Below are 20,286 nucleotides of genomic sequence, written 5' to 3' on the forward strand. Positions count from 1 at the left end.
ACCGGCCCGGCCTGATTCGGTCGATGGACCGGGCAGGCGCATCCCGACCGCTATGTTCGTTTTAATCCGAATATAGCCGTTACGGGAGTGAGCCCATGTCGCACCACCTTGACACCCCCCTCGCCGCCCAGGGCGGCCAGCTCTACATCGACGACCTGTACGTCTTCAACGGCGACCGCGCCACCGTGTTCGTCATGGACGTCAACAGCTCGGTGACCAGGGCCGACATCAAGCGCGGCTTCCACGCCGAGGCCCGCTACGAGTTCAAGATTCACTTCAACGGCTCGGACCTGGAGGAGCTGACCTACCGATTCGCCTTCGGCGAGCCGGACGGCAACGCCACGCAGACCCTGGAGCTGTACGAACTCACCGGCGCGGACGCCCGCGACGACGCCGCCATGGGAACCCCCATCGCCCAGGGCAGGACCGGCGAGGTGACGACCGGGCAGCGCGTCCGGATCTGGGCGGGCCGGATCACCGACCCGTTCTACATCGACCTCGACGAGCTCGCCACGGTCAACGGCGCGGTCAAGAACGGCGCACGGGTGGACCGCTCGGCGTGGCGGGCGGACCAGGCCAAGAACAGCTTCGCCGGCACCACCGTCGAGTCGATAGTCCTGGAGGTCTCGCACGACGAGCCGCTGCTGCGCGAGGGCACCGAGATCGGCGTCTGGTGCCGGACCCTGCTGGCCACCGACGCGGGCGGGTGGCGGCAGATCAACCGTGCGGGCCACCCCATGATGTGGCCCGTCTTCTGGCCCCACGACACCGACTTCTCCGACCCGGCGAACTTCCGGCACCCCAGCCAGGACCTGTCCGAGGACGGGGAGGAGATCGCCAAGGCCGTCGCCGGGGTCGTCGCGGCGAACGGCACCGCGCCGGACCCGCAGGCGTACGGCTGGAGCGTCGCCCGGGTGCTCTACCCCGATGTGCTGTCGTACACGGTCGGCACGGCAGCGAACTACGGCTTCGCGGTCCACAACGGCCGCACCATGGCCGACAACGCGCCCGAGGTGATGTTCTCCCTGGTCCTCAACACCGGCACCACCTCGGGCCTCACGCCCGAGGTCACGAAGGCCGCCCGCGCCGACACGTTCCCGTACGTGGTGCCGGCCTGACCGCGACAAAAGGCCAGGTCACAGGCGTGGCCCGGGTGATGTTGAGGCTTTTGCCGGTTTTCGGGGTTTTTGCGTAGATACGCTCTGAACCGCATCCCATGGGCGATTCAGGACGAAGGAGACTTGATGCGCAGGAAACTTCTGGCGGGCGTGGCCGGCATTGCCGCCGCCCTCGCTCTCGCAGCGCCGGCCGCCGCCGACACGACCGGCGAAACGGTCGTCACCCTCACCGTCGACGCCGCCGGCGGCCTCTCGATCACGGTGCCCGCGACGGCGAACATCGGGCACGGCGTGGAAGGCTCGAGCGTCTCCGGTCAGCTCGGGCCGGTCACGGTGCTGGACCAGCGGGGGTCGCTCACCCCCAACTGGACCGCCACCGTCATCTCCACCGACTTCGTCACCGGTGGCGGCACCTCGGGAGAGACGATCCCGAACATCAACGTCCAGTACTGGTCGGGCCCCGCAACGGCCACGGCCGGCGGCGGCACCTTCACGCCCGGTCAGCCAACCTCGGCCCAGCAGGTGATCATCAACGTCCCGCGGACGGCGATGACCCACACCGGCGGCACGGGCAACAACTTCGCCACCTGGAACCCGACGCTGGTGGTGAACGTACCGGTCGGCACCGTCCAGGGTGTCTACACCGGGACGGTGACACATTCGGTGTTCTGAGCCGCTCGGCCGGCTGGCGCTGCTGGCCTCGGTCGCCCTCGTGGCGCTCGGGGTTCCGGCGGCGCCAGCCGCTGCCGTGCGGGAGCACCGACAGGATCCCGCCGACGACGCCGCGATCAGCATTCGCATGCTGGACATTCCCGCGAGTCGGGCGCAGGACCCCCGCGCACAGGTCTACATCGTGGACCACCTGAAGCCGGGGACGACCATCGAACGCCGGGTCGAGGTGCAGAACACCTCGGACGAGACGCAGAAGATCGAGTTCTACTCCGGCGGGGCGTCGATCGAGAACAACGCCTTCACCGTGCCCGACGGCCGCACGGGCAACGAGCTCAGTGGCTGGGTCCGACTGGAAACCGCCAGGATGGAGCTGGACCCGGGCGAACGCCGGCCGGTCGGGGTCGAGATCGCCGTGCCGAGGAAGGCGTCCGAGGGCGAACGGTACGCCGCGATCTGGGCGCAGGTCACCAGCGCGAAGGAACGCACCGGCAATGTCACCCAGATCCACCGGGTGGGCATCCGGGTCTACCTCGACATCGGCCCGGGCGGTGAGCCGCCGACGGACTTCCGCATCGGCGCGCTCGCCGCGGAGCCCGGTATCGGGAAGTTTCCGGTGGTCACCGCGCAGGTCACCAACACCGGTCGCCGCGCCCTGGACATGACCGGGACCCTGACGCTGAGCAAGGCGGCGGTCCGGGCCGGGCCGTTCAAGGTGACCAACGGCGTGACGATCCTGCCCGGCGAGACCGGCCAGGTCCGGATCGACGTGAATCAGGACCTCCCCGCGGGGACCTGGGACGTGCGGGCACAGCTCGCCAGCGGCACTGTGGAACGCACCGCGACCGGGACGATCGTCCTGCCCGTCGCGGCGCCGATGGCCGTCTCGACGTCCGCGGGGCCCGGCCTGCTGCCGTACGCGGGCGGCGGGATCGCACTGCTGGTGCTGATCACCGTCGGTGGTTGGTATCTCGTGCGCCGGCAACGGACCCGCCTGGCCTGAGGTCCCCACCCTCCGGCGACTGCCCGGCCCTTCCCTCTGGAGGAAGCGGCCGGGCAGCGTCGTTGCGCCGGTCGCTGGCCCCTGGTGGCGGCGGCGCCCGGTGCTAGATGACCGAGTGCGTCACGACCGCCGTGTAGTCGCCGACCACCAGCCCGGGCGGGAGCGCAACCAGCAGCGTCGGGTTCCAGGTGGCGGAGTTCGGGTCGCCGCTTCGGCCGGACCACCCGGCGGCCGTACGCGGGGTGTCCAGCACCGCGCCGGGCTGCGGGAGGAAGGTTCCGTCGCCGGTGGTGGCGAGGGCCGCACCGGAGGCGTACGTGACGCTGCTGTTCGGGATGGTCTCGCCACCCGAGCCGGACCCCGTGGTGAAGTTCGTGGTCGAGACGACGCTTACCCACCGTCCGGAGAAGGGACCGCGGTCGTCGGTCACGGTCACCGGGCCGAGCTGGCCCGAGACGCCTGTCGCGTCCGAGGTGACGGTGCCGAGCGGGGAGATCGCCGGGACGCTGATGGAGAGCCCGCCGAGCGGGTTGATGACCAGGTCGACAGGTCGGGTGGCGGACTGGTTGTCCGAGTCGGTCACCCGCACCGTGAACGGGAACGTCCCGGACGCGGTGGGCGTGCCGGAGAGCAGACCGCTGAACGGGTCGAGGGTCAGCCCGGCGGGCAGGCTCCCGGCGCTCACCGACCAGACGAAGGGGCTCGTTCCGCCGGCCACGGTGAGCTGGTACTGGTACGGCACGTACGCCTTTCCGGGTGGCGGCGGCGCGAAGGTCAGCGTCGGCGGCGGGTTGACCGTCACCGCCGCGGACGCTGCCGACTGCCCGCCGGTGCCCGCCGCGTTGATCGCGGCCACCCGGAAGGTGTACGTCGCGCCGCCGGTCAGTCCGGTGACGGTCTGGGTCGTGGCGGTCCCGGTGAAGGTCTGCGGCGTCTGCGCCACACCGTTGAGGTACGGCGTGACCGTGTAACCGGTGATCGGCGAACCGCCGTTGGCCGGGGTCGTCCAGCTCAGCGTGGCTGCGGTGGTCCCCGCGGTGACCGAGGTGATCGTCGGTGCGCCCGGCAGGGTGTACGGGACGACCGCCGCCGAGGCCGGACTGGCCGCGCCGGTGCCGTACGCGTTCACCGCCGTCACGCGAAAGGCGTACGAGGAGCCGGCGGTCAGCCCGGTCAGGGTGCGGCTGGTGGTGGAGGCGTCGAAGGTGAGGGTCGGCTGGGTGACGCCGTCCCGGATCGGGGTGATCAGGTAGGTCGTGATCGGGCTTCCGTTGCTCGCCGGCGCGGTCCAGCTGACGGTGGCGCTGGTGATGCCCGCGACCGCAGTGGGCGTGGCGGGCGTGCCGGGTGCGGACGCGTAGACGTAGCTGGCCGATCCCGCCGAGCCGCGGGTGAGGACGCTGACGGTGACCGTGGCGGCGCTGGAGCGGGCGGGCATGGAGGAGATGCCGAGTGTGCCGTCGGAGTTCACGGTGAAGCAGCCGGCGGCCGGGCCGGACGTGCACGGCAGCAGCAGCACCGCCGTACCGGCCTGCTGTTCGGCGGCCGTGCCGATGGTGATCGCGGTCGCTGCGGTGAGGCCGCTTCCGCCGACGGTGACCGCGATGCCCCCGGCGATCGAGCTCTGCGCCGGGGTGACGGTCACGCCGCTCGGTGCGGTGGCCGGCGCGACGGGCGTGGTGGCGGAGGAGTAGCCCGGGTTGGCGTCGATCGAGGACGAGGTCGCCACCGTGGCGGTCTGGATCAGCGCCGGCGTCACCCCGGTTCCGGTCACGGTCGCGACAACTGTGATCGGCGGCAGCGAGGTCCCGCCGGGGAACGGGCCGTTGCTGTTGGTGCAGCTGATGGTCTGCCCGGATGGTGCGCCGCAGACCCAGCCGGAGCCGAACGCCCCGCGCGGCACGACACCTGTGGGCACGGTCTGGGTGACCGAGATCGGCGCCGTCTCGGTGGCCCCGGCGTCGACCCCAGCGGTGATCGAGTAGGTGACGGGATCGCCGGGCTGCGGGCTCGGGCCGACCGCGCTGGTCTGCGACACGTTCAGGTCCGGCACCGGGTTGAAGGTGACCGCGCGGGCGTTGTCGAGCTCGTGGAAGTCGGTGACCGAGCCGGTCGAGCCCACCCAGCCGAAGGCGAGTTGCCGGGGAAAGCCGCTGGCGTTGAGCCAGGTCGGCGACGGGTACAGGCTCGGCGACACGACCGGGAGGCTCCCGGCCAGCGTCCGCGCCGATCCTCCGACCGGCGTGAACCGCACCCGGTACTCACCGGCCGGCACGGTGATCCCGGTGTCGGTCGTGTACGGGGACGAGGTCGTGTTGGCGACCACCTCGACCGGCACCACCGAGGCGGCGCGGGTGGTGGCACGCAGCGTCAGCGGGGGCGACGAGGTGGTGGTGGCGGTGCTGTTGATCGCGCAGTAGCCGACACCGTTACGGCCCGGCCCGCGGATCACGACCTGGCCGGGCACCCGATTGTTGGTGGTGGAGATGTACGGCGGATTCGTGCAGCCGGAGCCCTGGTAGAGGCTGTTGCTGAAGTTGCCGAAGACGTCCAGCCCGACGCCCAGGTAGCCGTTGGACAGACCCACCGAGGCGCCGTTGAACGCCGCCGAGTAGCCGAGGGATCCGCCCGGCTGGCCGATGACCGCCGGGGACAGCGGGTTGGCCGGATCGACGGCGGCCAGCGCGAACGCCATGCCGTCCGCTCCCGGGCTGGAGCCGCCGTACTGGTAGGTGTTGAACGAGACGTGCAGGCCCTGCGAGGTGGGCACGCTCACCGCGCCGAACACCCCGCCCTGGCGGGTGGCCGTGGCCGGGGTGAGGCGCAGCTTGCCCGCGCCCTGCGGGTCGGTGGACGTGGTGCAGCTCAGCAGGGGGCCGTTTGTCGAGTTGCCGGCCGCGCTCAGGCAGGCGGTGTTGGTCGCGGTGGGGGTGGGGACGCCCGGCACCGTCACGGGGCCGATGCCGTTCGCGGTGTTGTTGTGGAACGGTTGGTCGAACAGGACCGACCCGACCGCCCACGCGGAAGGCGGTGCGAGCGCGAGGGTTCCCGCGGTGACGGCGACCACCAGAGCCGCAGCGCTCACGGGACGACGCCGCCGACCCCGAAACGTCATGTCCACTCCCAGCTTTCACTTCAGCCCCGAAGTGGACTATATCCCCCCAAATCCCCCACCCTCGGTGGACGGCGATAAAGCTGGAGTGGACGCGCGCACAGACGGACCGACCTCCTCGGTCATGCCGAAGAGGTCGGTCCGCAGGCGGTGCGGCGGTCAGCCCGGGATCTCCCGCGGGTCGCGGCTGCGCGGGTACGTGTTCTTCTCACCGATCGTGCCGTCCTGCTTCTTGATCACATGCTCGACGCCCCGGTCGGCTGCCATGTCGCGCCCCTGCGCCTGCGCGTCGGCCTTGGAGTCGTGCGTGCTGCTGGCCCGGTCGTTACCCTCCGGACGGTTCTTCCACTGCCCGTCTTCCTGGTACGTGTCGACGTCACCCTTGGCCATCGCCAACTCCTCCCCTGCGTCTGAACTGTCACCAGGATCAGTGCCCCGAGCCGTGCCCGGTAAACCGCGCTCCTCAGGAGACGGTCGGGCAGTTGTCGCTCACCCGCCGGAGTATCTGTTCGCGTTCGTCCGTGGTGATGCCCGACGGCGTGCCGCCGAAGTGGGTCTCGACCTTGTCCCAGCCGCGTCGCTGCTCGTAGTGCAGGTGCGGAGCGCCGGAGTCCCCCGTACTGCCGAGCCGTCCGATCTGCTCACCCTGGGCGACCTTCTGCCCGACCTTGACCAGTGGCGGTTCGAGCATGTGCAGGTACTGCGTCTCCCACTTGCCGCCGTGATCGATCTTCACCCAGTAGCCACCACCGCGACCGCGCGGGCCTTGCGGATTCTCCGGCGTACGCCCACCCAGCGAACCGTTGATGCCCGCCACGGTGACCGTGCCGCCGTAGGACGCGAGCACCGGACGCCCCCACGCCTCGCCCTCGGTGGGGAACAGGTCGACGTCGAAGTCGTCGTGCCCGGGGTAGGTGCTGAGCTGCCACGTCTCGCCGCAGGCGACCGGCATCTGAAAGAGCGGGCGGGGACCGGCCGGGCGCAGCAGCGGCACGACCACCACGGCGACGCCGGCCACGGCAGCCACGACGACGAGCGCGAGAAGCACGGGGATCACCCGTCGGCGGGTGCGGCGGTGGCTGCGGGCTGGAGTGGGGCGGCCGGTCGTCACCGGCCCGAGCATGGCAGACGCCGGCAACGCTCCGGCCATGGGTGGCCCCGCTTCGCGTTGCAGTCGAATCGTAAAAGCGTTATCGTCTTTGCAATGCACTTGCATTGGAACCATTGCGGGAGGCGACCATGACCGACACCAGGACGCCGACCAGCGCGAGAGTGGGACCGCTGGTGCGCCGGGCGGCCGTGGCCGAGGCCGCGATGTGGCGCAGCCTCTACCTGTGGGCACGGCGCCGTCCACTGCCGTTGGGGCCCGGCGACGAGCCGTTCGGCTACCTCGTCGTGGTCAAGCCGATCCTCGGCATCTTCATCGCCCTGTCGGTGGTCGAGATCCCGATCTTCGACCTGATCGTCACCCACGTGGTGCCGTGGCGGCCGGCCCGCTGGATCGTGCTCGGCCTGGGCGTCTGGGGCGTGCTCTGGATGCTCGGCCTCTGGGCCGGCATGACCATCCATCCCCACGTCGTGGGTGACACCGGTCTGCGGGTGCGGGTCAACTCGGGCATCGACATCTGGATCCCCTGGACGGACGTCGAGGCGCTGCGCAAGCGCCACCGCTCACTGCCGTCCAGCAGGTCCGTCCAGATCGAGCAGGAGGGTGACCGCCGCGTCCTGCACCTCTCGGTCGGCAGCCAGACGAGCATCGACGTCCTGCTACGCCGGCCGACGACGTTCGACCTGCCCACGGGCCGGTCGGCGCCGATGGACGAGCTACGGCTGTACGCCGACGACCCCGACGGACTGCTGCGCAGCGCCCGAGGCACACCCGCGGGCGACACCGCCCGCCACTAGCGTCGTCGGGGTGTGCCAACGACCCACTGTGAAACGATCGAGGTCATGCCCAGGAAGGTCGATCACCAGCAGCGACGCACCCTCATCGCGGACGCGTTGATGCGGGTCGCCGCCGATCAGGGCCTGGAGGCGGTCAGCCTGCGCCACGTGGCCACCGAGGCGGGCGTCTCCGCCGGGATGGTGCAGCACTACTTCCGCACCAAGGACGAGATGATGACGTTCGCGTTGAGCGTGGTCCGCGAGCGCAGTCAGGTCCGGGTCACCGAGGCGGTGGCGGGCCTGGGCGAGAACCCGTCCCCCCGGCTGCTGCTGCGCACGATGATCGCCGCGCTCCTGCCGCTCGACGAGCACACCCGCGACGACGGTCGGGTGGCGCTCGCGTTCCTCGCGTACACGGCGGTGCGACCGTTGGCCGCGGCCAGCCTCCGCGCGGACACCGCGCAGCTCGCCGCGTTCATCGCCAGCGTCCTGCCCAGCAACGACGCGGCCGCGGCGGCCGGCCTGCTGGCGCTGATGGAGGGGCTGGGCGTGTACCTGCTCGGTGGCCAGTACACCGCCGAGCAGGCCCTGGACGCTCTGGACGCCCACCTGGACCTGCTCTTCGGCGCACCGACCACCTCCTGAGCGACGACGCCGCTACCTCAACAACGCGGCACGTTCGGGATGTACCCGTCGTAGCCGGTGAGCAGGTACGCGTCGGACACGTAGCGGTTGGTGCCGATCCGGTCCCAGACGGAGGTGGTGCCGTACGGGCCGGTGACCGTGCTGCCGACGGCCTGGCAGTAGACGGACACGGTGGCGCCGTCGGCGACCGAGCCGACGACCGGATAGCTGGCGCCCGGGCCGGAGCGCACGTTCAGGGTGCTCGCGCTGGTGGTCACCGTGCCCGAGCCGATGCCGGTGATCCCGTTCACCAACTGCAGGTAGTAGCTGTCCCGACTCTCGGCCAGGGGCCTGGCCGCCCTGCGCGGGGCCACTGTCGGCACTGTGCTCCAGGGCGCCGAACGCAACCTGCTGCCCTACCTGTCGCTGTCCCGCAACATCTGGTTGGCGCAGCGACCCGTGGCACGCCTCAGCAGACGCCGACTCGACCCGCCGGAGGCGATCCTGGAGCTGGTCGGTCTCGCCGGCGCCGGCGCGCGGCGGGTGAGCGACCTGACCCCGGGGCAGCGCCAGCGGGCCGCTCTGGCGCAGGGGCTCGCCGCCGGGCCCGGCCTGCTCCTGGTCGACGAGCCGACGAGTCAGCTCGACGTGGCCGGTCGCGACGACGTGCTCGCGGCGCTGGCCACGGTCAACGCCGAGCGGGGCACCACAGTGGTGGTGGTGACCCATGACGGCGAGGTGGGTGCCCGGCTGGGCCGAGCGGTCACCATCCGCGACGGCCGGGTCGGCGCCGAGGGGCGTGACGGCCGTGACTTCGCAGTGGTGGCAGGTGACGGCACGATCCAGTTGCCGCCCGAGACCTGGGCGGCCTTCCCGGCCGGGACGTTGTTCGAGGTCGACCAGACCGATCAGTCGATCACTCTGCGCGCGGTGGCCGCCCCGTCGTCCCCCGGCGGAGACGACGGGGCGGCCAGCGCCGGCGGCAAGCCCGACCAGGCCCTCTGAACGGACCGGGTCCGGCTCAGTTCACCCGGGCGGCGGCCCGCGCCTTGCGCTGGCGCAGTTCGTCGGCGGTCATCAGCCAGGTCGAGTTCGTCGCCCCGAGACCGAGGAGCACCTGGTCGAAGCCGTTGCCGTCGTTGTCGTCGGTGTAACAGAGACTCACCTCGCCCCACGGGGATGCCGCGACGGCCAGGTGTTCCTGCCGGCCCGTCGTGGTCTGGCTCAGCGCCTGCGCCGGCAGCCGACTCGCGGATGTGCCGTCGGGGTTGAGGCCGCGCGCCCAGACGTCCGGGTTGGCGCCGGACACCGTCCAGCCCACCACGACGTTGTCCTCGTCGTCGATGCCGACGCCCGGCGCGACGGCCCCGGTCCCGGTGGACACCTGGACCTCGCCGTGGCGGGCGGTGCCGGCAGCGGTGAACGAGCGCGCCCACACGCCCCGGGTGCCGGTGTGGTCCGACTCCCAGCCGACGGTGAAGTCACCGGCGAACGTCGCCGCTACCGACGCCCGCTGCTGCTGCCCGCCGCTCTGCGCGTTGGCCGTGCGCCGGGACAGCACCACAGCGCCGTTCGACCGGGCCAGCCGGGTCAACCCGATGTTGTACGAGCCGTTGGCGTCGGCGTCCTCGTCCCAGACCACAAGCGCCTCGCCGGAGGCGGACACCGCCACGTCGGGGCGGTGGTGTGTGCCGGTCGTCTGCGAGGCCGTCACCTCGTACGCCCTGGTGGTGGCGGCGGTGAAACCGGCGGCCTTGACGGTGGCTCCAGCGGTGCCCTGCACGTCCTCCCAGACGACCGTGAAGCCGACGCCTCCGGTGGTGGGGGCGCCATCGGGGTCGAGGGCCACCTTCGGCCAGATCTGCTGCCCGGCGTCGCTGGCGTTGGCCTGCCCCGACCCGAGGATCGCGCCGGCCGGTGACACCACCCGGTACTGGATGTTGTAGACGCCGTTGCCGTCGCCGTCGGCGGCCCAGACGACCACGGCGTTGCCCCGGTCGTCGATGCCGACGTCCGGGCTGATGTGCCGCCAGGCGGCCCCGCTGGTGCCGCCGGCGGAGAGCTTCAGCTCGTAGCCGGGCGTGCCGTCGCGGAACAGGCGCACGTAGATCTCGCTGTGGGTGTCGTCCTCGGGGGCGGTGCTGTCCCGGTCGTCCTCCCAGGCGACAGCGACCTGACCGTTGCGGTTCATGGCGATGGCGGGCAGGTCCTGGTCGCCGCTCGCCACGCTGTTGGCGGTGGTCCAGGTGATCGCCTCGGCGGTCATGGCGGTCGGGGCGGGCACCACGACGGTCGGGGCCAGCAGGGACGCAGCGAGCAGGGTCGTGAGTGCGGTCATGGGGTGCTCCTTCTACCCGGCCTGCAGGCCGGGCTGGCCGTCGAGGATGACGAACGAGCGCACCGTCGACGCCGGCGCGTCGTGCTCGGTCACCGTGTTGACCGCCCGGAAGTCCGCGCGGACCTGACTGCGTCCGATCGTGGTACGGACGTAGCCGCGCCGGTCGGAGTAGAACTTGAGGTGAGGGTTGGTCGCCGCGTTCGGGATGGTCGTGCTGCCGGTGCCGTTGCCGGTCGAGGTGATCGACGTGCAGACCAGTTCGGTGCCGATCGTGGCCGACGACGGGTTGGCGTAGTCGGCCTTCAGCTCGTTGGCCCAGGACCTGTGCACGTCTCCGGTGAGCACGAGCGGGTTGCGCACCCCACGCTGCTGCCAACCGGTCTGGATGCGGCTGCGGGAGGCCCGGTAACCGTCCCAGGCGTCCATGCTCGCGGCCCCGCTCGCCTCGAACTGGCGGGCGAAGAACACCTGCTGGCCGAGGATGTCCCAGGTGCCGTAGTGCTGGGCCAGCCCGTCGAGCAGCCACGCTTCCTGGGTCGCGCCGGTCAGCGACCGGGAGGTCAGGTCGGCGTCAGTGCAGACCTTCCAGCCGTCACCGCAGGCCTGGTCGTCGCGGAACTGCCGGGTGTCGAGCATGTGGAAGGTGGCGAGCTGCCCCCAGCGGACGCGGCGGTAGAGCGGGATGCTGTTGCCGCTCGGCGCGGAGGCCGGCCGCAGCGGCATGTTCTCGTAGTAGGCCCGGTACGCGGCGGTGCGCCGGGCGGTCCACTGGGCCTCGGTCAGCGTCGGGCTGCTGTCGGCGCGGACCATGTTCGCGTAGTTGTTCTCGACCTCGTGGTCGTCCGGCACGACGAGCCAGGGCGCGGCAGCGTGCGCCGCCTGCAGGTCCGGGTCGGACTTGTAGAGGGCGTACCGGCGGCGGTAGTCGGCCAGCGACACGATCTCCGCGCCGACGTGCTGGCGTACCGCTGCGGTGTTGACGCCGCCCTCGTAGATGTAGTCGCCGAGGTGCAGGATCAGACCCGGGTTCTCCTCGGCCATCCGCCGGTAGGCGGTGTAGTAGCCGGCCTCGTAGTGGGCGCAGGACGCGAACGCCAGGACCAGGTCGCGGCCGAAGGTGCCCGGGGCCGGTGCCGTCCGCGTACGTCCTACCGGGGAGATCTGCCCCTGGGCCCGGAACCGGTAGTAGTAGTCGGAGTCGGCGGCGAGGCCGCCCGCGACGACGTGCACCGAGTGGGCGTCGGCGTAGCGGGCGACCACCGAGCCGGACGCGACAAGTGACGAGAAGCGGTCCGTCGTGGACACCTGCCACTCGACAGTCACGTCGGCGTTGGCCATGCCGCCCTGCCCGTCGGCGTTGAGCGGCGAGGATGCCAGCCGGGTCCACAGGACCACGCTGTCGGGGGCCGGATCACCTGACGCCACACCGAGTTTGAAGGGGTACGGCACCGCGGCGCGGGCACCCTGCCCGGGTGTCACCGCGACGCCGGCGACTGCGAGTCCACTGAGGATGAATATGCGACGGCTCAGCCCTGTCATGGTCAATACCCTCGGGGCCGTCGATGAATGGCGAAGGCTGCGGCGTGGAAGCCGACGTGACGGGACGTTTACCGCGGCATGGCGGTCAGGTGTCCTGGCCGCCCGAGGTTCGCGGCCGGACCGTCAGGTCAGCGGCGACGGCGACTCGGCGCCGGGGATGAGCAGCCTCGGCGTACCGGAACCGTCGGCCGGGACGCTGAACACGTCGGGACGACCGTCGCTCTGGCGCAGTGTGTAGGCCACCGTGGCGTCGTCGAGCCAGGCCGCCTGATCGTCGACGCTTGTGGTCTCCGCCGTCGCGGTGACCCGTCCGGACGCCAGGTCGAGGACGGACAGCCGCCAGCCCTTCGTCGGGTCGGCGTCGATCGCCTCCTTGAAGGCGATCCGGGTGCCGTCGGGCGACAGCGACGGACACTCCACGTTCGTCCGCATCGTCTCGACGGTCCGGGCGGCCACGTCGCCGCGCACGAGATACCGCTTACCGCCGGTGGCCATCGTCGCGTAGAAGTGGTTGTCGTCGGCGGTGAAGGTGACACCCCAGTAGTTGACGTCGGGGCTGCGGTAGCCGCGGCCGTCCCGCGTGATCGCGAACTCCTCCAGCGACGTCACGGTGGCGCCGGTGACGGTGTCGAGGATGCCGGTGCGGGTGGAGAAGCCACTCGCCGTGTAGGAGTCGCCCCCGACGAACGTCGTCCAGGAGACCATCCGGCCGGAGGCCGAGACCCGGGCCCGGTTGGGCAGGCCGGGCACGCTGAGCGTCCGCTTCTGGCGCAGCGCCGCGTCGAGCACCACGACCTGGTACGACCACGCGGTCTCCGGCCGCAGGCAGACGCCGGTGCCGGCGGCCGCGTACACCCGCAGGCATTCCAGACCCGAGACGGTACGCGGCCCGGCGGGATCGGCGGTCGCGACGCTGGAGACGTACCGGTCGGTGATGGCCAGCAGGTGCGGGCCCGGCGCCAGGGTGACCGCCTGGTCCCCGGCGGCGGCCGGCGGTGGGGTCCGGGCCGGCTCGGCGGCGATGGCGGCGTAGCCGGCCGCCACGCTGGCCAACAGGACCGCGCTGGCGGCCACCACCCCGAGCTTGGCCCGGGTCGACATCGCGCTCATGGGGACACCTTCCGAGGAGCGGGGCGGAACGGGGAGGCCAGCAGAAGGACGGTGCCGACCAGGACGCCGACGACTGCCACCGCCGCCACCCGAACCGCCGTCTGCGGCCCCCACGCCTGCCAGGCCAGCCCGAAGAGGACCGACGAGACGAGGTACGCCAGCGCCTGCCCGGTCTGGACCAGGGCGATCCCGGTGGTCCGCAGCCGTGGTGGAAGCACCGGCCCGGCGAGCGCGATGAGCACGCCGTCGGTGGCCGCGTAGAACGCGCCGTACAGCGCGAGTGTCAGCGCGAGCGCCGGCCAGCCGTGCGCCGGCCCGGACAGCAGCAGGTAGGTCGCGCCGAGGGCCACGTAGCCGCCCACCACCACCGGCAACCGCCCGATCCGGTCGGCGAGCACACCGAGCGGCGCGGCGAGCACCAGGTAGGCCAGGCTGGTGCCCACGGCCAGCAGCGGGAACCACCGCAGACCAAGGTCCTCCCGGCGCTGGAGCACCAGGTAGACGAAACCGTCGCCGATGGTGGCCAGGCCGAGCATGGTCGCGGCCAGCAGCAGCCGACGGGTGGGCCGGCTGCGCAGCAGGCCGAACGCCTCGCGGACCGAGACCCGGGGTTCGTCCGGCCCGTCGGCCGCCGTGCCGGTCGGTCGCTCCCGGACGAACAGCACGAGTACGACGACGGCCAGGGCGGCGACGCAGAAGCTGGTGACGAAGACCGCGTCGTACGACTGCCCGACGACCAGCAGGACGGCGAACGCGGCGAGCGGCCCGAGGAACGCCCCGACGCTGTCCATCGCCCGGTGCACCCCGAACGCACGGCCCAGGGCCTCGGGCGGGGTGGAGAGCGTGATGAGCGCGTCGCGGGGCGCGCTGCGCACACCCTTGCCGAGCCGGTCGACGGTGATGACGGCGCCGATCGCTGGCACCGACCGGCCGGCGAGCAGCAGGCCGAGCTTGGCGACGGCGGAGAGCGCGTAGCCGACGCCGGCGACCAGTTTGCGCCGGCGGAACCGGTCGGCGACGAAGCCGCCGACGACCCGCAGCAGCGCGGTGGCGCCCGTGTGGACCCCGTCGAGCACGCCGAAGGCCACCGGGCTGAGTTGCAGGCCCAGCACCAGGTAGAGCGGGAGGACGGCGGCCACCATCTCGGCCGAGATGTCGGTGATCAGGCTGACCGTGCCGAGCGCGACCACGTTGCCGCTGACCAGCGCGAGCCGGCGGCGTCGTGGCCCGGCGTCGGGCGGGTCGCTGACCGGCCGGGAGACGGACGACAGGTACACGCGCATCTCCTCTGATCGTGGGCGACGGTCAGCCATCGTGACGATCCGATCGGGGGCGTCACAAGGGACCGCGAGGGGCGGACAGGCATGCGGCGGGTGAACATCGGACAAACATCGAGGTGTTTCGCTGCCTGAGCGTACTGTTCACCTGGCGGCAGTCCGCCGGTTCATCGACCTTCCTACATTCCTTGCGCTTTCCACCCGCAACGAAGGGGTCCTGGATGGACATTCGAATCGCCCGCCCACCGGTCACGATCGGGACGGTCGCGGTGCTCGTCGCCGCCACCGCCGCCGTCGTCCTGACCGGCTCGGGCACGGCCTCCGCGGCGAGCGTGACGTTCACGCCGGTCGCCGACACCTACGTCCAGAGCGACACGGCGTCCACCAACTACGGCACGTCCACGCAGGTCGTGGTCGACAACTCACCAGCACGGCGGATGTTCCTGCGCTTCACGGTGAGCGGTGTCAGCGGCACGGTGACCAGCGCCAAGCTGCGGCTGCGCACGATCAGCGGCAACAGCGGTAGCGACGCCGGCGGCACGTTCCGGACGATGTCCAACACCACCTGGTCGGAGACCGGCACGACCTGGAGCAACCAGCCGACGATCGACGGCGCCACCCTCTCCTCGCTCGGCGCGGTCGCCGGCAACACCTGGTACGAGGTCGACGTCACCTCCGCGGTCACCGGCAACGGCACCTTCAGCTTCGGCGCGACCTCGACCAGCGGCGACGGCGCCTACTACGACACGCGCGAGAGTGGAGGCGACGCCCCGCAGCTGGTGGTCACGACCGGCACCACGACACCTCCGTCGGGCGATCCGGTCCTCGTCGGGGCCGGTGACATCGCCACCTCCGGCTCCGGTGACACCGCCACGGCGGCGCTGCTCGACGGCATCTCCGGCACCGTCTTCACGACCGGCGACAACGTCTACGACAGCGGCACCGCGTCCCAGTTCGCCAGCTACTACGAGCCCACCTGGGGCCGGCACAAGGCGCGCACCCGCCCGTCACCGGGCAACCACGACTACAACACGTCCGGCGCGACCGGCTACTACAACTACTTCGGCACGTCCGCCGGCCCGAGCGGTCGCGGGTACTACTCCTTCGACCTCGGCAACTGGCACATCGTGTCGCTGAACTCGAACATCAGCATGTCGGCCGGGTCGACGCAAGAGCAGTGGCTGCGCGCCGACCTGGCGGCCAGCAGCAAGCCGTGCACGTTGGCGTACTGGCATCACCCGCTGTTCACGTCCAGCTCCAACCACGCGCCGTCGACCTCGACGCGCCCGCTGTACCAGGCGCTCTACGACTACAACGCCGACGTCGTGGTCTGGGGCCACAACCACGTGTACGAGCGGTTCGGCCCGATGAACCCGTCCGGTGGCTACGACGCCAGCCGAGGGATGCGCAGCTTCGTGGCCGGGATGGGCGGCGCCGACCACTACGGCTTCGGCACCATCCAGCCCAACAGCGAGGCCCGCAACAGCTCGGCGTTCGGGGTCCTGAAGTTCACCCTGCACTCCGGCAGCTACGACTGGCAGTTCGTGCCGGTCGCTGGGCAGAGTTACAACGACAGCGGCACGGGCACCTGCCACTGACCGTGTGATCCCGCCGCACCGGTACCCGGTGCGGCGGGACCACCCCGCGCATCGGCGCCCGCGACACGGCAGCACCACGGCAGGCGGCACGACGGCAGGCGGCATCGCGACCGCCCAGGGTTAAGTGTTGTTGCCTGTCGAGCTGCCCCAGATATGGGCCAACCAGCCCAACCCCCGCCCGGCGCGGAAGTCGTTATGCCGGTCGAATGCGTGGACCACGCGCAACCGCCAGCAGCGCAGGCCCCCGCCCCTCGCCAGCAGCACGGACCACTGCCCCCTCGCCCGCAGCACGCACTGGGCTCCTCGCCAACCGCACAGCCAGCCGCAGACGAAGGACAGCCCAGCACGACACCTCGCCAATGCAGATCTTGGACAGTTTCCGTTCTCTCATAACGGAAACTGTCCAAGATCTGCCGCGCGGACAGCCCGACGACCCCGTCCGCCTCCGGGGACGGCCCGTCCATCAACGGCGAAAGAGCGGCGTGAACGTAAGGCCGTCGTCACCCAGCACGCCCCTCGTCACCCGCACGGGCCGTTGCCCACCCACACGGCCGTTACCAGCGACACGGCCGCCGTCAGACAGGACGACATTGCCACCGACACAACCGCTGCCACCAACGGCCGCCACCAGGACGGCTGCTACCACCGACACAACCGCTGCCCCGACACGGCCGTCGCCACCAGGACGGCCTTGCTACCGACACGGCGGTCGTCACCAGGATGGGTGTTGCCACCGGCACGACCCTTGCCCCCGACACGGCCGTCGTCACCGACGTGTCGCGAGCCCTGTTGCGCGCCGGGAGTGCCGCCCCACATCTGGGGCAGCTCGACAGGGCTTGAGCAAGGTGGGGCCGACTCCGGCCAGTGGGTTGGACAACGGCGCGGGCCTCCCCGACGACGACGCGGCGCGGGCTTGTCTGGGTGCCGCAGCGTGAAGTCGAGGCGGGCCAGGTGGCCGAACGAGGCACCGCCGGTCACCCGCACGGGACGAGCGCAGCGCGCCGCCGAACGCACCGCACCGCAGCGCGCCGCTGAACTCACCGCACCGCTGAACGACGTGTGCCCCTGCCCGTTGGACGGGAGGGGCACACGTACGCGGTGTCGGGTCAGCGGGCCGTGCCGGCGCGACGCTTGTTGTAGACGTCGAACGCGACGGCGACGAGCAGGACGAGCCCCTTCACCACCGACTGCGTCGACTGGTCGATGCCCATCAGCTGCATGCCGTTGCTCATCACCGCCATGATCAGACCACCGACCATGGCCCCGACCACGGTGCCCACGCCACCGGTGACGGCCGCGCCACCGATGAACGCGGCGGCGATCGCGTCCAGCTCGAACATGTTGCCGGCCGCGGGCTGCGCACCGTTGGACCGCGACGAGTAGATGACGCCTGCCACCGCCGCGAGGAAGCCCATGTTGACGAACATCCAGAAGTTGACGGTGCGGACCTTCACACCCGACAGCGCCGCGGCCGAGAGGTTGCCGCCGATCGCGTAGACCTGGCGGCCGAAGACCGTACGCCGGGTGAGCAGGCCGTAGACCAGCACCAGCACGGCCAGGATGATCAGTACGATCGGCAGTCCTCGGGCGTGCGCCAACTGCCAGGCGAAGTACATGAGGACCGCGCCCACCAGGACGACCCGTGCGACGAACAGCGGGAACGACTCGACCGGCTGCTGGTAGCGGATGCGCGCCAGGCGGGTGCGGAAGCCGCTCACCGCGTACCCGGCCACGGCGAGGGCGCCGATGAGCAGCGTGAACGCGTCGAAGCCCTGACCGCCGAGCAGCCCGTTGAGGAAGCCCGCCGCGACCTTCTGGTATTCGGCCGGGAAGGGCGACAGCGAGATGTTGTCGAGCACCTGCAGCGTGAGGCCCCGGAAGAGCAGCATGCCGGCCAGGGTCACGATGAAGGCCGGGATGCCGGCGTACGCCACCCAGAACCCGTGCCAGGCGCCGACCGCGACACCGACGGCCAGTGCCGCCGCGATGCCCACCCACCATGGGTGACCCTGCTGGATCACCAGGACGGCGGAGACCGCGCCGGTCAGCGCGACCACCGAGCCCACCGACAGGTCGATGTGCCCGCCGATGATGAGGATGACCATCCCGATCGCGAGCACCAGGATGTACGAGTACTGCAGGACGATGTTGGTGATGTTGCCGGGACTCAGCAGCACCCCGTCGGTCAGGAGTGCGAAGAGCGCGACGATGACGACCAGGGCGACGTAGATCCCGCTCTGCCGAAGGTTGTTCAACACCAGCGCCCGCAGGTCGCTCGTCCCACTGTGCAGGGCGGCGGCGGGTGTGCTGTCCGGGGGCGTCGGGCGCTCCGTCGAAGGGGTTTTGATGCTGGTCATCCGACGAGCTCCTTGTCCTTGGTCATCAGCTCCATGAGGCTTTCCTGGGTCGCCTCGCCGACCGGCTTCTCGCCGGTGATCCGGCCAGCGGCGAGGGTGTAGATGCGGTCGCACATGCCGAGCAGCTCCGGCAGCTCGGACGAGATCACGATCACCGCCTTACCCGCGGCCACCAACCGGTTGATGATCGTGTAGATCTCGTACTTGGCGCCGACGTCGATGCCGCGGGTGGGCTCGTCCAGGATCAGCACATCCGGGTCGGTGAACAGCCACTTCGACAGCACGACCTTCTGCTGGTTGCCTCCGGAGAGCTTGCCGACCACCGCCATGACGCTTGGCGTTCGGATGTTCATCTCCTTGCGGCTGGCCTCGGCAACCTTGATCTCCTCGTTGCCGTTCACCCAGCCCAGGTTGGCCAGCTTGTCCAGGGCCGCGGCCGAGACGTTGCGCCGGACGTCGTCGATGAGGTTGAGGCCGTAGCGCTTGCGGTCCTCGGTGACGTACGCGATGCCGTTGTCGATGGCCTCCGCGACGGTACGGGCGTTGACCTCCCGCCCGCGGACGAAGAGCTTGCCGTGGATGTCGCGGCCGTAGGAGCGGCCGAAGACGCTCATCGCCAGCTCCGTCCGGCCGGCGCCCATCAGCCCCGCGATGCCGACGACCTCACCGGCGCGCACCGACAGGCTGACGCCCTCGACGACCATCCGCTCCTGGGTCGGGTGCCGCACCGACCAGTCCTCGATCCGCAGCACCTCCTCCCCGGGCGATGAGACGCGATCGGGGTAGAAGCTCTCGATGTCGCGCCCGACCATGCCCCGGATGATGCGCTGCTGACTCACGTCGTCAGCGCGCATGTCCAGGGTCTCCACCGTGCGGCCGTCGCGGATGACCGTGGTCGAGTCGGCGATCGCGGTGATCTCGTTGAGCTTGTGCGAGATCATGATGCAGGTGATGCCCTGCTCCTTGAGCTGCCGCAACAGGCCGAGCAGGTGCGCCGAGTCGACGTCGTTGAGGGCGGCCGTCGGCTCGTCCAGGATGAGCAGGCGCACCTTCTTCGACAGCGCCTTGGCGATCTCCACCAGCTGCTGCTTGCCGACGCCGAGCTGGATGACCGGGGTGACCGGGTTCTCGTGCAGCCCGACCGACGCCAGCAGCTCGGCCGCCTCGGCGTTGGCCTTGTTCCAGTCGATGAGCCCGCCACGACCACGCCGCTCGTTACCGAGGAAGAGATTCTCGGCGATCGACAGGTAGGGCACCAGGGCGAGTTCCTGGTGGATGATGACGATGCCGTTGGCCTCGCTGTCCCGGATGCCCCGGAACTGCATCGGCTTGCCGTCGAACAGGATCTCCCCGTCGTACGAGCCGGAGGGGTGGACGCCGGACAGCACCTTCATCAGGGTGGACTTGCCGGCGCCGTTCTCACCGCAGATGGCGTGGATCTCTCCCCGGCGCACCGCGAGGCTGACGTCCTCCAGCGCGGTCACCCCGGGGAACGTCTTCGTGATTCCACGCATCTCGAGGATGGTGTCGTCCATGGTCACTGTCCTCTGTCGGGTCTGGACGCGGTCCATCACGGCGTCGGGGGCGGGGGGGGTGGCCCCCGCCCCCCCCCGGGGCGTTAATAATTTGCAGAGGAGGGGGGCCCGCCAAACACCGC

General features: G+C 70.9%; 17 protein-coding genes. 7 read left to right on the forward strand and 10 right to left on the reverse strand.

The features are described from left to right. Nucleotides 1-95: 95 nt before the first annotated feature. From AB0B97_RS19570 to AB0B97_RS19580, 3 genes are all read left to right on the forward strand, one after another. Nucleotides 96-1,118 (forward strand): DUF4331 family protein, encoded by a 1,023-nt coding sequence (locus AB0B97_RS19570; RefSeq protein ID WP_357495224.1) that lies wholly within the window; start codon nt 96-98, stop codon nt 1,116-1,118. 126 nt (nt 1,119-1,244) lie between these two features. Beyond that, a complete protein-coding gene (locus AB0B97_RS19575) occupies nt 1,245-1,790 on the forward strand; it encodes a hypothetical protein (RefSeq protein ID WP_357495226.1) in 546 nt (181 codons plus the stop codon). Between the two features lie 127 nt (nt 1,791-1,917). Next, nucleotides 1,918-2,790 (forward strand): hypothetical protein, encoded by an 873-nt coding sequence (locus tag AB0B97_RS19580; RefSeq protein ID WP_357495228.1) that lies wholly within the window; start codon nt 1,918-1,920, stop codon nt 2,788-2,790. A gap of 103 nt (nt 2,791-2,893) precedes the next feature. Here the strand turns inward: AB0B97_RS19580 and AB0B97_RS19585 are convergent, their stop codons facing one another. The 3 genes from AB0B97_RS19585 to AB0B97_RS19595 form a co-directional block, all read right to left on the reverse strand. Then, a complete protein-coding gene (locus tag AB0B97_RS19585; RefSeq protein WP_357495230.1) occupies nt 2,894-5,875 on the reverse strand; it encodes a fibronectin type III domain-containing protein in 2,982 nt (993 codons plus the stop codon). Between the two features lie 186 nt (nt 5,876-6,061). Beyond that, the gene (locus AB0B97_RS19590) at nt 6,062-6,292 is read right to left on the reverse strand and encodes a DUF2188 domain-containing protein (protein WP_357495232.1); all 231 of its coding nucleotides are present in this window, start codon (nt 6,290-6,292) and stop codon (nt 6,062-6,064) included. A 73-nt stretch (nt 6,293-6,365) separates the two neighbouring features. After that, nucleotides 6,366-7,025 (reverse strand): M23 family metallopeptidase, encoded by a 660-nt coding sequence (locus AB0B97_RS19595; RefSeq protein ID WP_357495694.1) that lies wholly within the window; start codon nt 7,023-7,025, stop codon nt 6,366-6,368. A gap of 116 nt (nt 7,026-7,141) precedes the next feature. Between AB0B97_RS19595 and AB0B97_RS19600 the strand changes: the two genes are divergently transcribed. Together AB0B97_RS19600 and AB0B97_RS19605 are read left to right on the forward strand one after the other, a co-directional pair. Then, complete coding sequence (locus AB0B97_RS19600; protein ID WP_357495234.1) at nt 7,142-7,807, forward strand: hypothetical protein; 666 nt, start codon at nt 7,142-7,144, stop codon at nt 7,805-7,807. Between the two features lie 45 nt (nt 7,808-7,852). Further along, complete coding sequence (locus tag AB0B97_RS19605) at nt 7,853-8,431, forward strand: TetR family transcriptional regulator (protein WP_357495236.1); 579 nt, start codon at nt 7,853-7,855, stop codon at nt 8,429-8,431. Between the two features lie 17 nt (nt 8,432-8,448). Here AB0B97_RS19605 and AB0B97_RS19610 read toward each other — a convergent pair whose 3' ends face one another. After that, a complete protein-coding gene (locus tag AB0B97_RS19610) occupies nt 8,449-8,784 on the reverse strand; it encodes an SH3 domain-containing protein (RefSeq protein ID WP_357495238.1) in 336 nt (111 codons plus the stop codon). 10 nt (nt 8,785-8,794) lie between these two features. Here AB0B97_RS19610 and AB0B97_RS19615 point away from each other — a divergent pair, with 10 nt between their 5' ends. Further along, nucleotides 8,795-9,415, forward strand: a complete 621-nt coding sequence (locus AB0B97_RS19615; RefSeq protein ID WP_357495240.1) for an ATP-binding cassette domain-containing protein — start codon at nt 8,795-8,797, stop codon at nt 9,413-9,415. A 16-nt stretch (nt 9,416-9,431) separates the two neighbouring features. Here AB0B97_RS19615 and AB0B97_RS19620 read toward each other — a convergent pair whose 3' ends face one another. The 4 genes from AB0B97_RS19620 to AB0B97_RS19635 form a co-directional block, all read right to left on the reverse strand. Continuing rightward, nucleotides 9,432-10,748, reverse strand: coding sequence for a hypothetical protein (locus AB0B97_RS19620; protein WP_357495242.1), 1,317 nt, complete (start codon nt 10,746-10,748; stop codon nt 9,432-9,434). Between the two features lie 12 nt (nt 10,749-10,760). Next, entirely contained in the window at nt 10,761-12,287 is a 1,527-nt protein-coding gene (locus AB0B97_RS19625; RefSeq protein WP_357495244.1) for an alkaline phosphatase D family protein, read from the reverse strand. A gap of 123 nt (nt 12,288-12,410) precedes the next feature. Then, the gene (locus AB0B97_RS19630; RefSeq protein WP_357495246.1) at nt 12,411-13,397 is read right to left on the reverse strand and encodes a hypothetical protein; all 987 of its coding nucleotides are present in this window, start codon (nt 13,395-13,397) and stop codon (nt 12,411-12,413) included. Beyond that, entirely contained in the window at nt 13,394-14,680 is a 1,287-nt protein-coding gene (locus tag AB0B97_RS19635) for an MFS transporter (RefSeq protein ID WP_357495248.1), read from the reverse strand. The genes AB0B97_RS19630 and AB0B97_RS19635 overlap by 4 nt, the downstream gene beginning before the upstream one ends. 215 nt (nt 14,681-14,895) lie before the next feature. Between AB0B97_RS19635 and AB0B97_RS19640 the strand changes: the two genes are divergently transcribed. Then, complete coding sequence (locus AB0B97_RS19640; protein ID WP_357495250.1) at nt 14,896-16,272, forward strand: DNRLRE domain-containing protein; 1,377 nt, start codon at nt 14,896-14,898, stop codon at nt 16,270-16,272. A gap of 1,106 nt (nt 16,273-17,378) precedes the next feature. Here the strand turns inward: AB0B97_RS19640 and mmsB are convergent. Then, nucleotides 17,379-18,629, reverse strand: coding sequence for a multiple monosaccharide ABC transporter permease (mmsB, locus tag AB0B97_RS19645; protein ID WP_357495252.1), 1,251 nt, complete (start codon nt 18,627-18,629; stop codon nt 17,379-17,381). Beyond that, complete coding sequence (mmsA, locus tag AB0B97_RS19650) at nt 18,626-20,164, reverse strand: multiple monosaccharide ABC transporter ATP-binding protein (RefSeq protein WP_357495254.1); 1,539 nt, start codon at nt 20,162-20,164, stop codon at nt 18,626-18,628. The genes mmsB and mmsA overlap by 4 nt, the downstream gene beginning before the upstream one ends. Nucleotides 20,165-20,286: the final 122 nt, after the last annotated feature.

It is taken from the genome of Micromonospora sp. NPDC049004 (genome assembly GCF_040649315.1).
Classification (GTDB): Bacteria; Actinomycetota; Actinomycetes; order Mycobacteriales; family Micromonosporaceae; genus Micromonospora.

What these genes read in the sequence shown, in the direction of transcription:
- AB0B97_RS19570 (WP_357495224.1), top strand. Translation starts at nt 96, where the DNA reads ATGTCGCACCACCTTGACACCCCCCTCGCCGCCCAGGGCGGCCAGCTC.
- AB0B97_RS19575 (WP_357495226.1), top strand. Translation starts at nt 1,245, where the DNA reads ATGCGCAGGAAACTTCTGGCGGGCGTGGCCGGCATTGCCGCCGCCCTC.
- AB0B97_RS19580 (WP_357495228.1), top strand. Translation starts at nt 1,918, where the DNA reads ATGCTGGACATTCCCGCGAGTCGGGCGCAGGACCCCCGCGCACAGGTC.
- AB0B97_RS19590 (WP_357495232.1), bottom strand. Translation starts at nt 6,292, where the DNA reads ATGGCCAAGGGTGACGTCGACACGTACCAGGAAGACGGGCAGTGGAAG.
- AB0B97_RS19595 (WP_357495694.1), bottom strand. Translation starts at nt 7,025, where the DNA reads ATGCTCGGGCCGGTGACGACCGGCCGCCCCACTCCAGCCCGCAGCCAC.
- AB0B97_RS19600 (WP_357495234.1), top strand. Translation starts at nt 7,142, where the DNA reads ATGACCGACACCAGGACGCCGACCAGCGCGAGAGTGGGACCGCTGGTG.
- AB0B97_RS19605 (WP_357495236.1), top strand. Translation starts at nt 7,853, where the DNA reads ATGCCCAGGAAGGTCGATCACCAGCAGCGACGCACCCTCATCGCGGAC.
- AB0B97_RS19620 (WP_357495242.1), bottom strand. Translation starts at nt 10,748, where the DNA reads ATGACCGCACTCACGACCCTGCTCGCTGCGTCCCTGCTGGCCCCGACC.
- AB0B97_RS19625 (WP_357495244.1), bottom strand. Translation starts at nt 12,287, where the DNA reads ATGACAGGGCTGAGCCGTCGCATATTCATCCTCAGTGGACTCGCAGTC.
- AB0B97_RS19630 (WP_357495246.1), bottom strand. Translation starts at nt 13,397, where the DNA reads ATGAGCGCGATGTCGACCCGGGCCAAGCTCGGGGTGGTGGCCGCCAGC.
- AB0B97_RS19635 (WP_357495248.1), bottom strand. Translation starts at nt 14,680, where the DNA reads ATGCGCGTGTACCTGTCGTCCGTCTCCCGGCCGGTCAGCGACCCGCCC.
- AB0B97_RS19640 (WP_357495250.1), top strand. Translation starts at nt 14,896, where the DNA reads ATGGACATTCGAATCGCCCGCCCACCGGTCACGATCGGGACGGTCGCG.
- mmsB (WP_357495252.1), bottom strand. Translation starts at nt 18,629, where the DNA reads ATGACCAGCATCAAAACCCCTTCGACGGAGCGCCCGACGCCCCCGGAC.
- mmsA (WP_357495254.1), bottom strand. Translation starts at nt 20,164, where the DNA reads ATGGACGACACCATCCTCGAGATGCGTGGAATCACGAAGACGTTCCCC.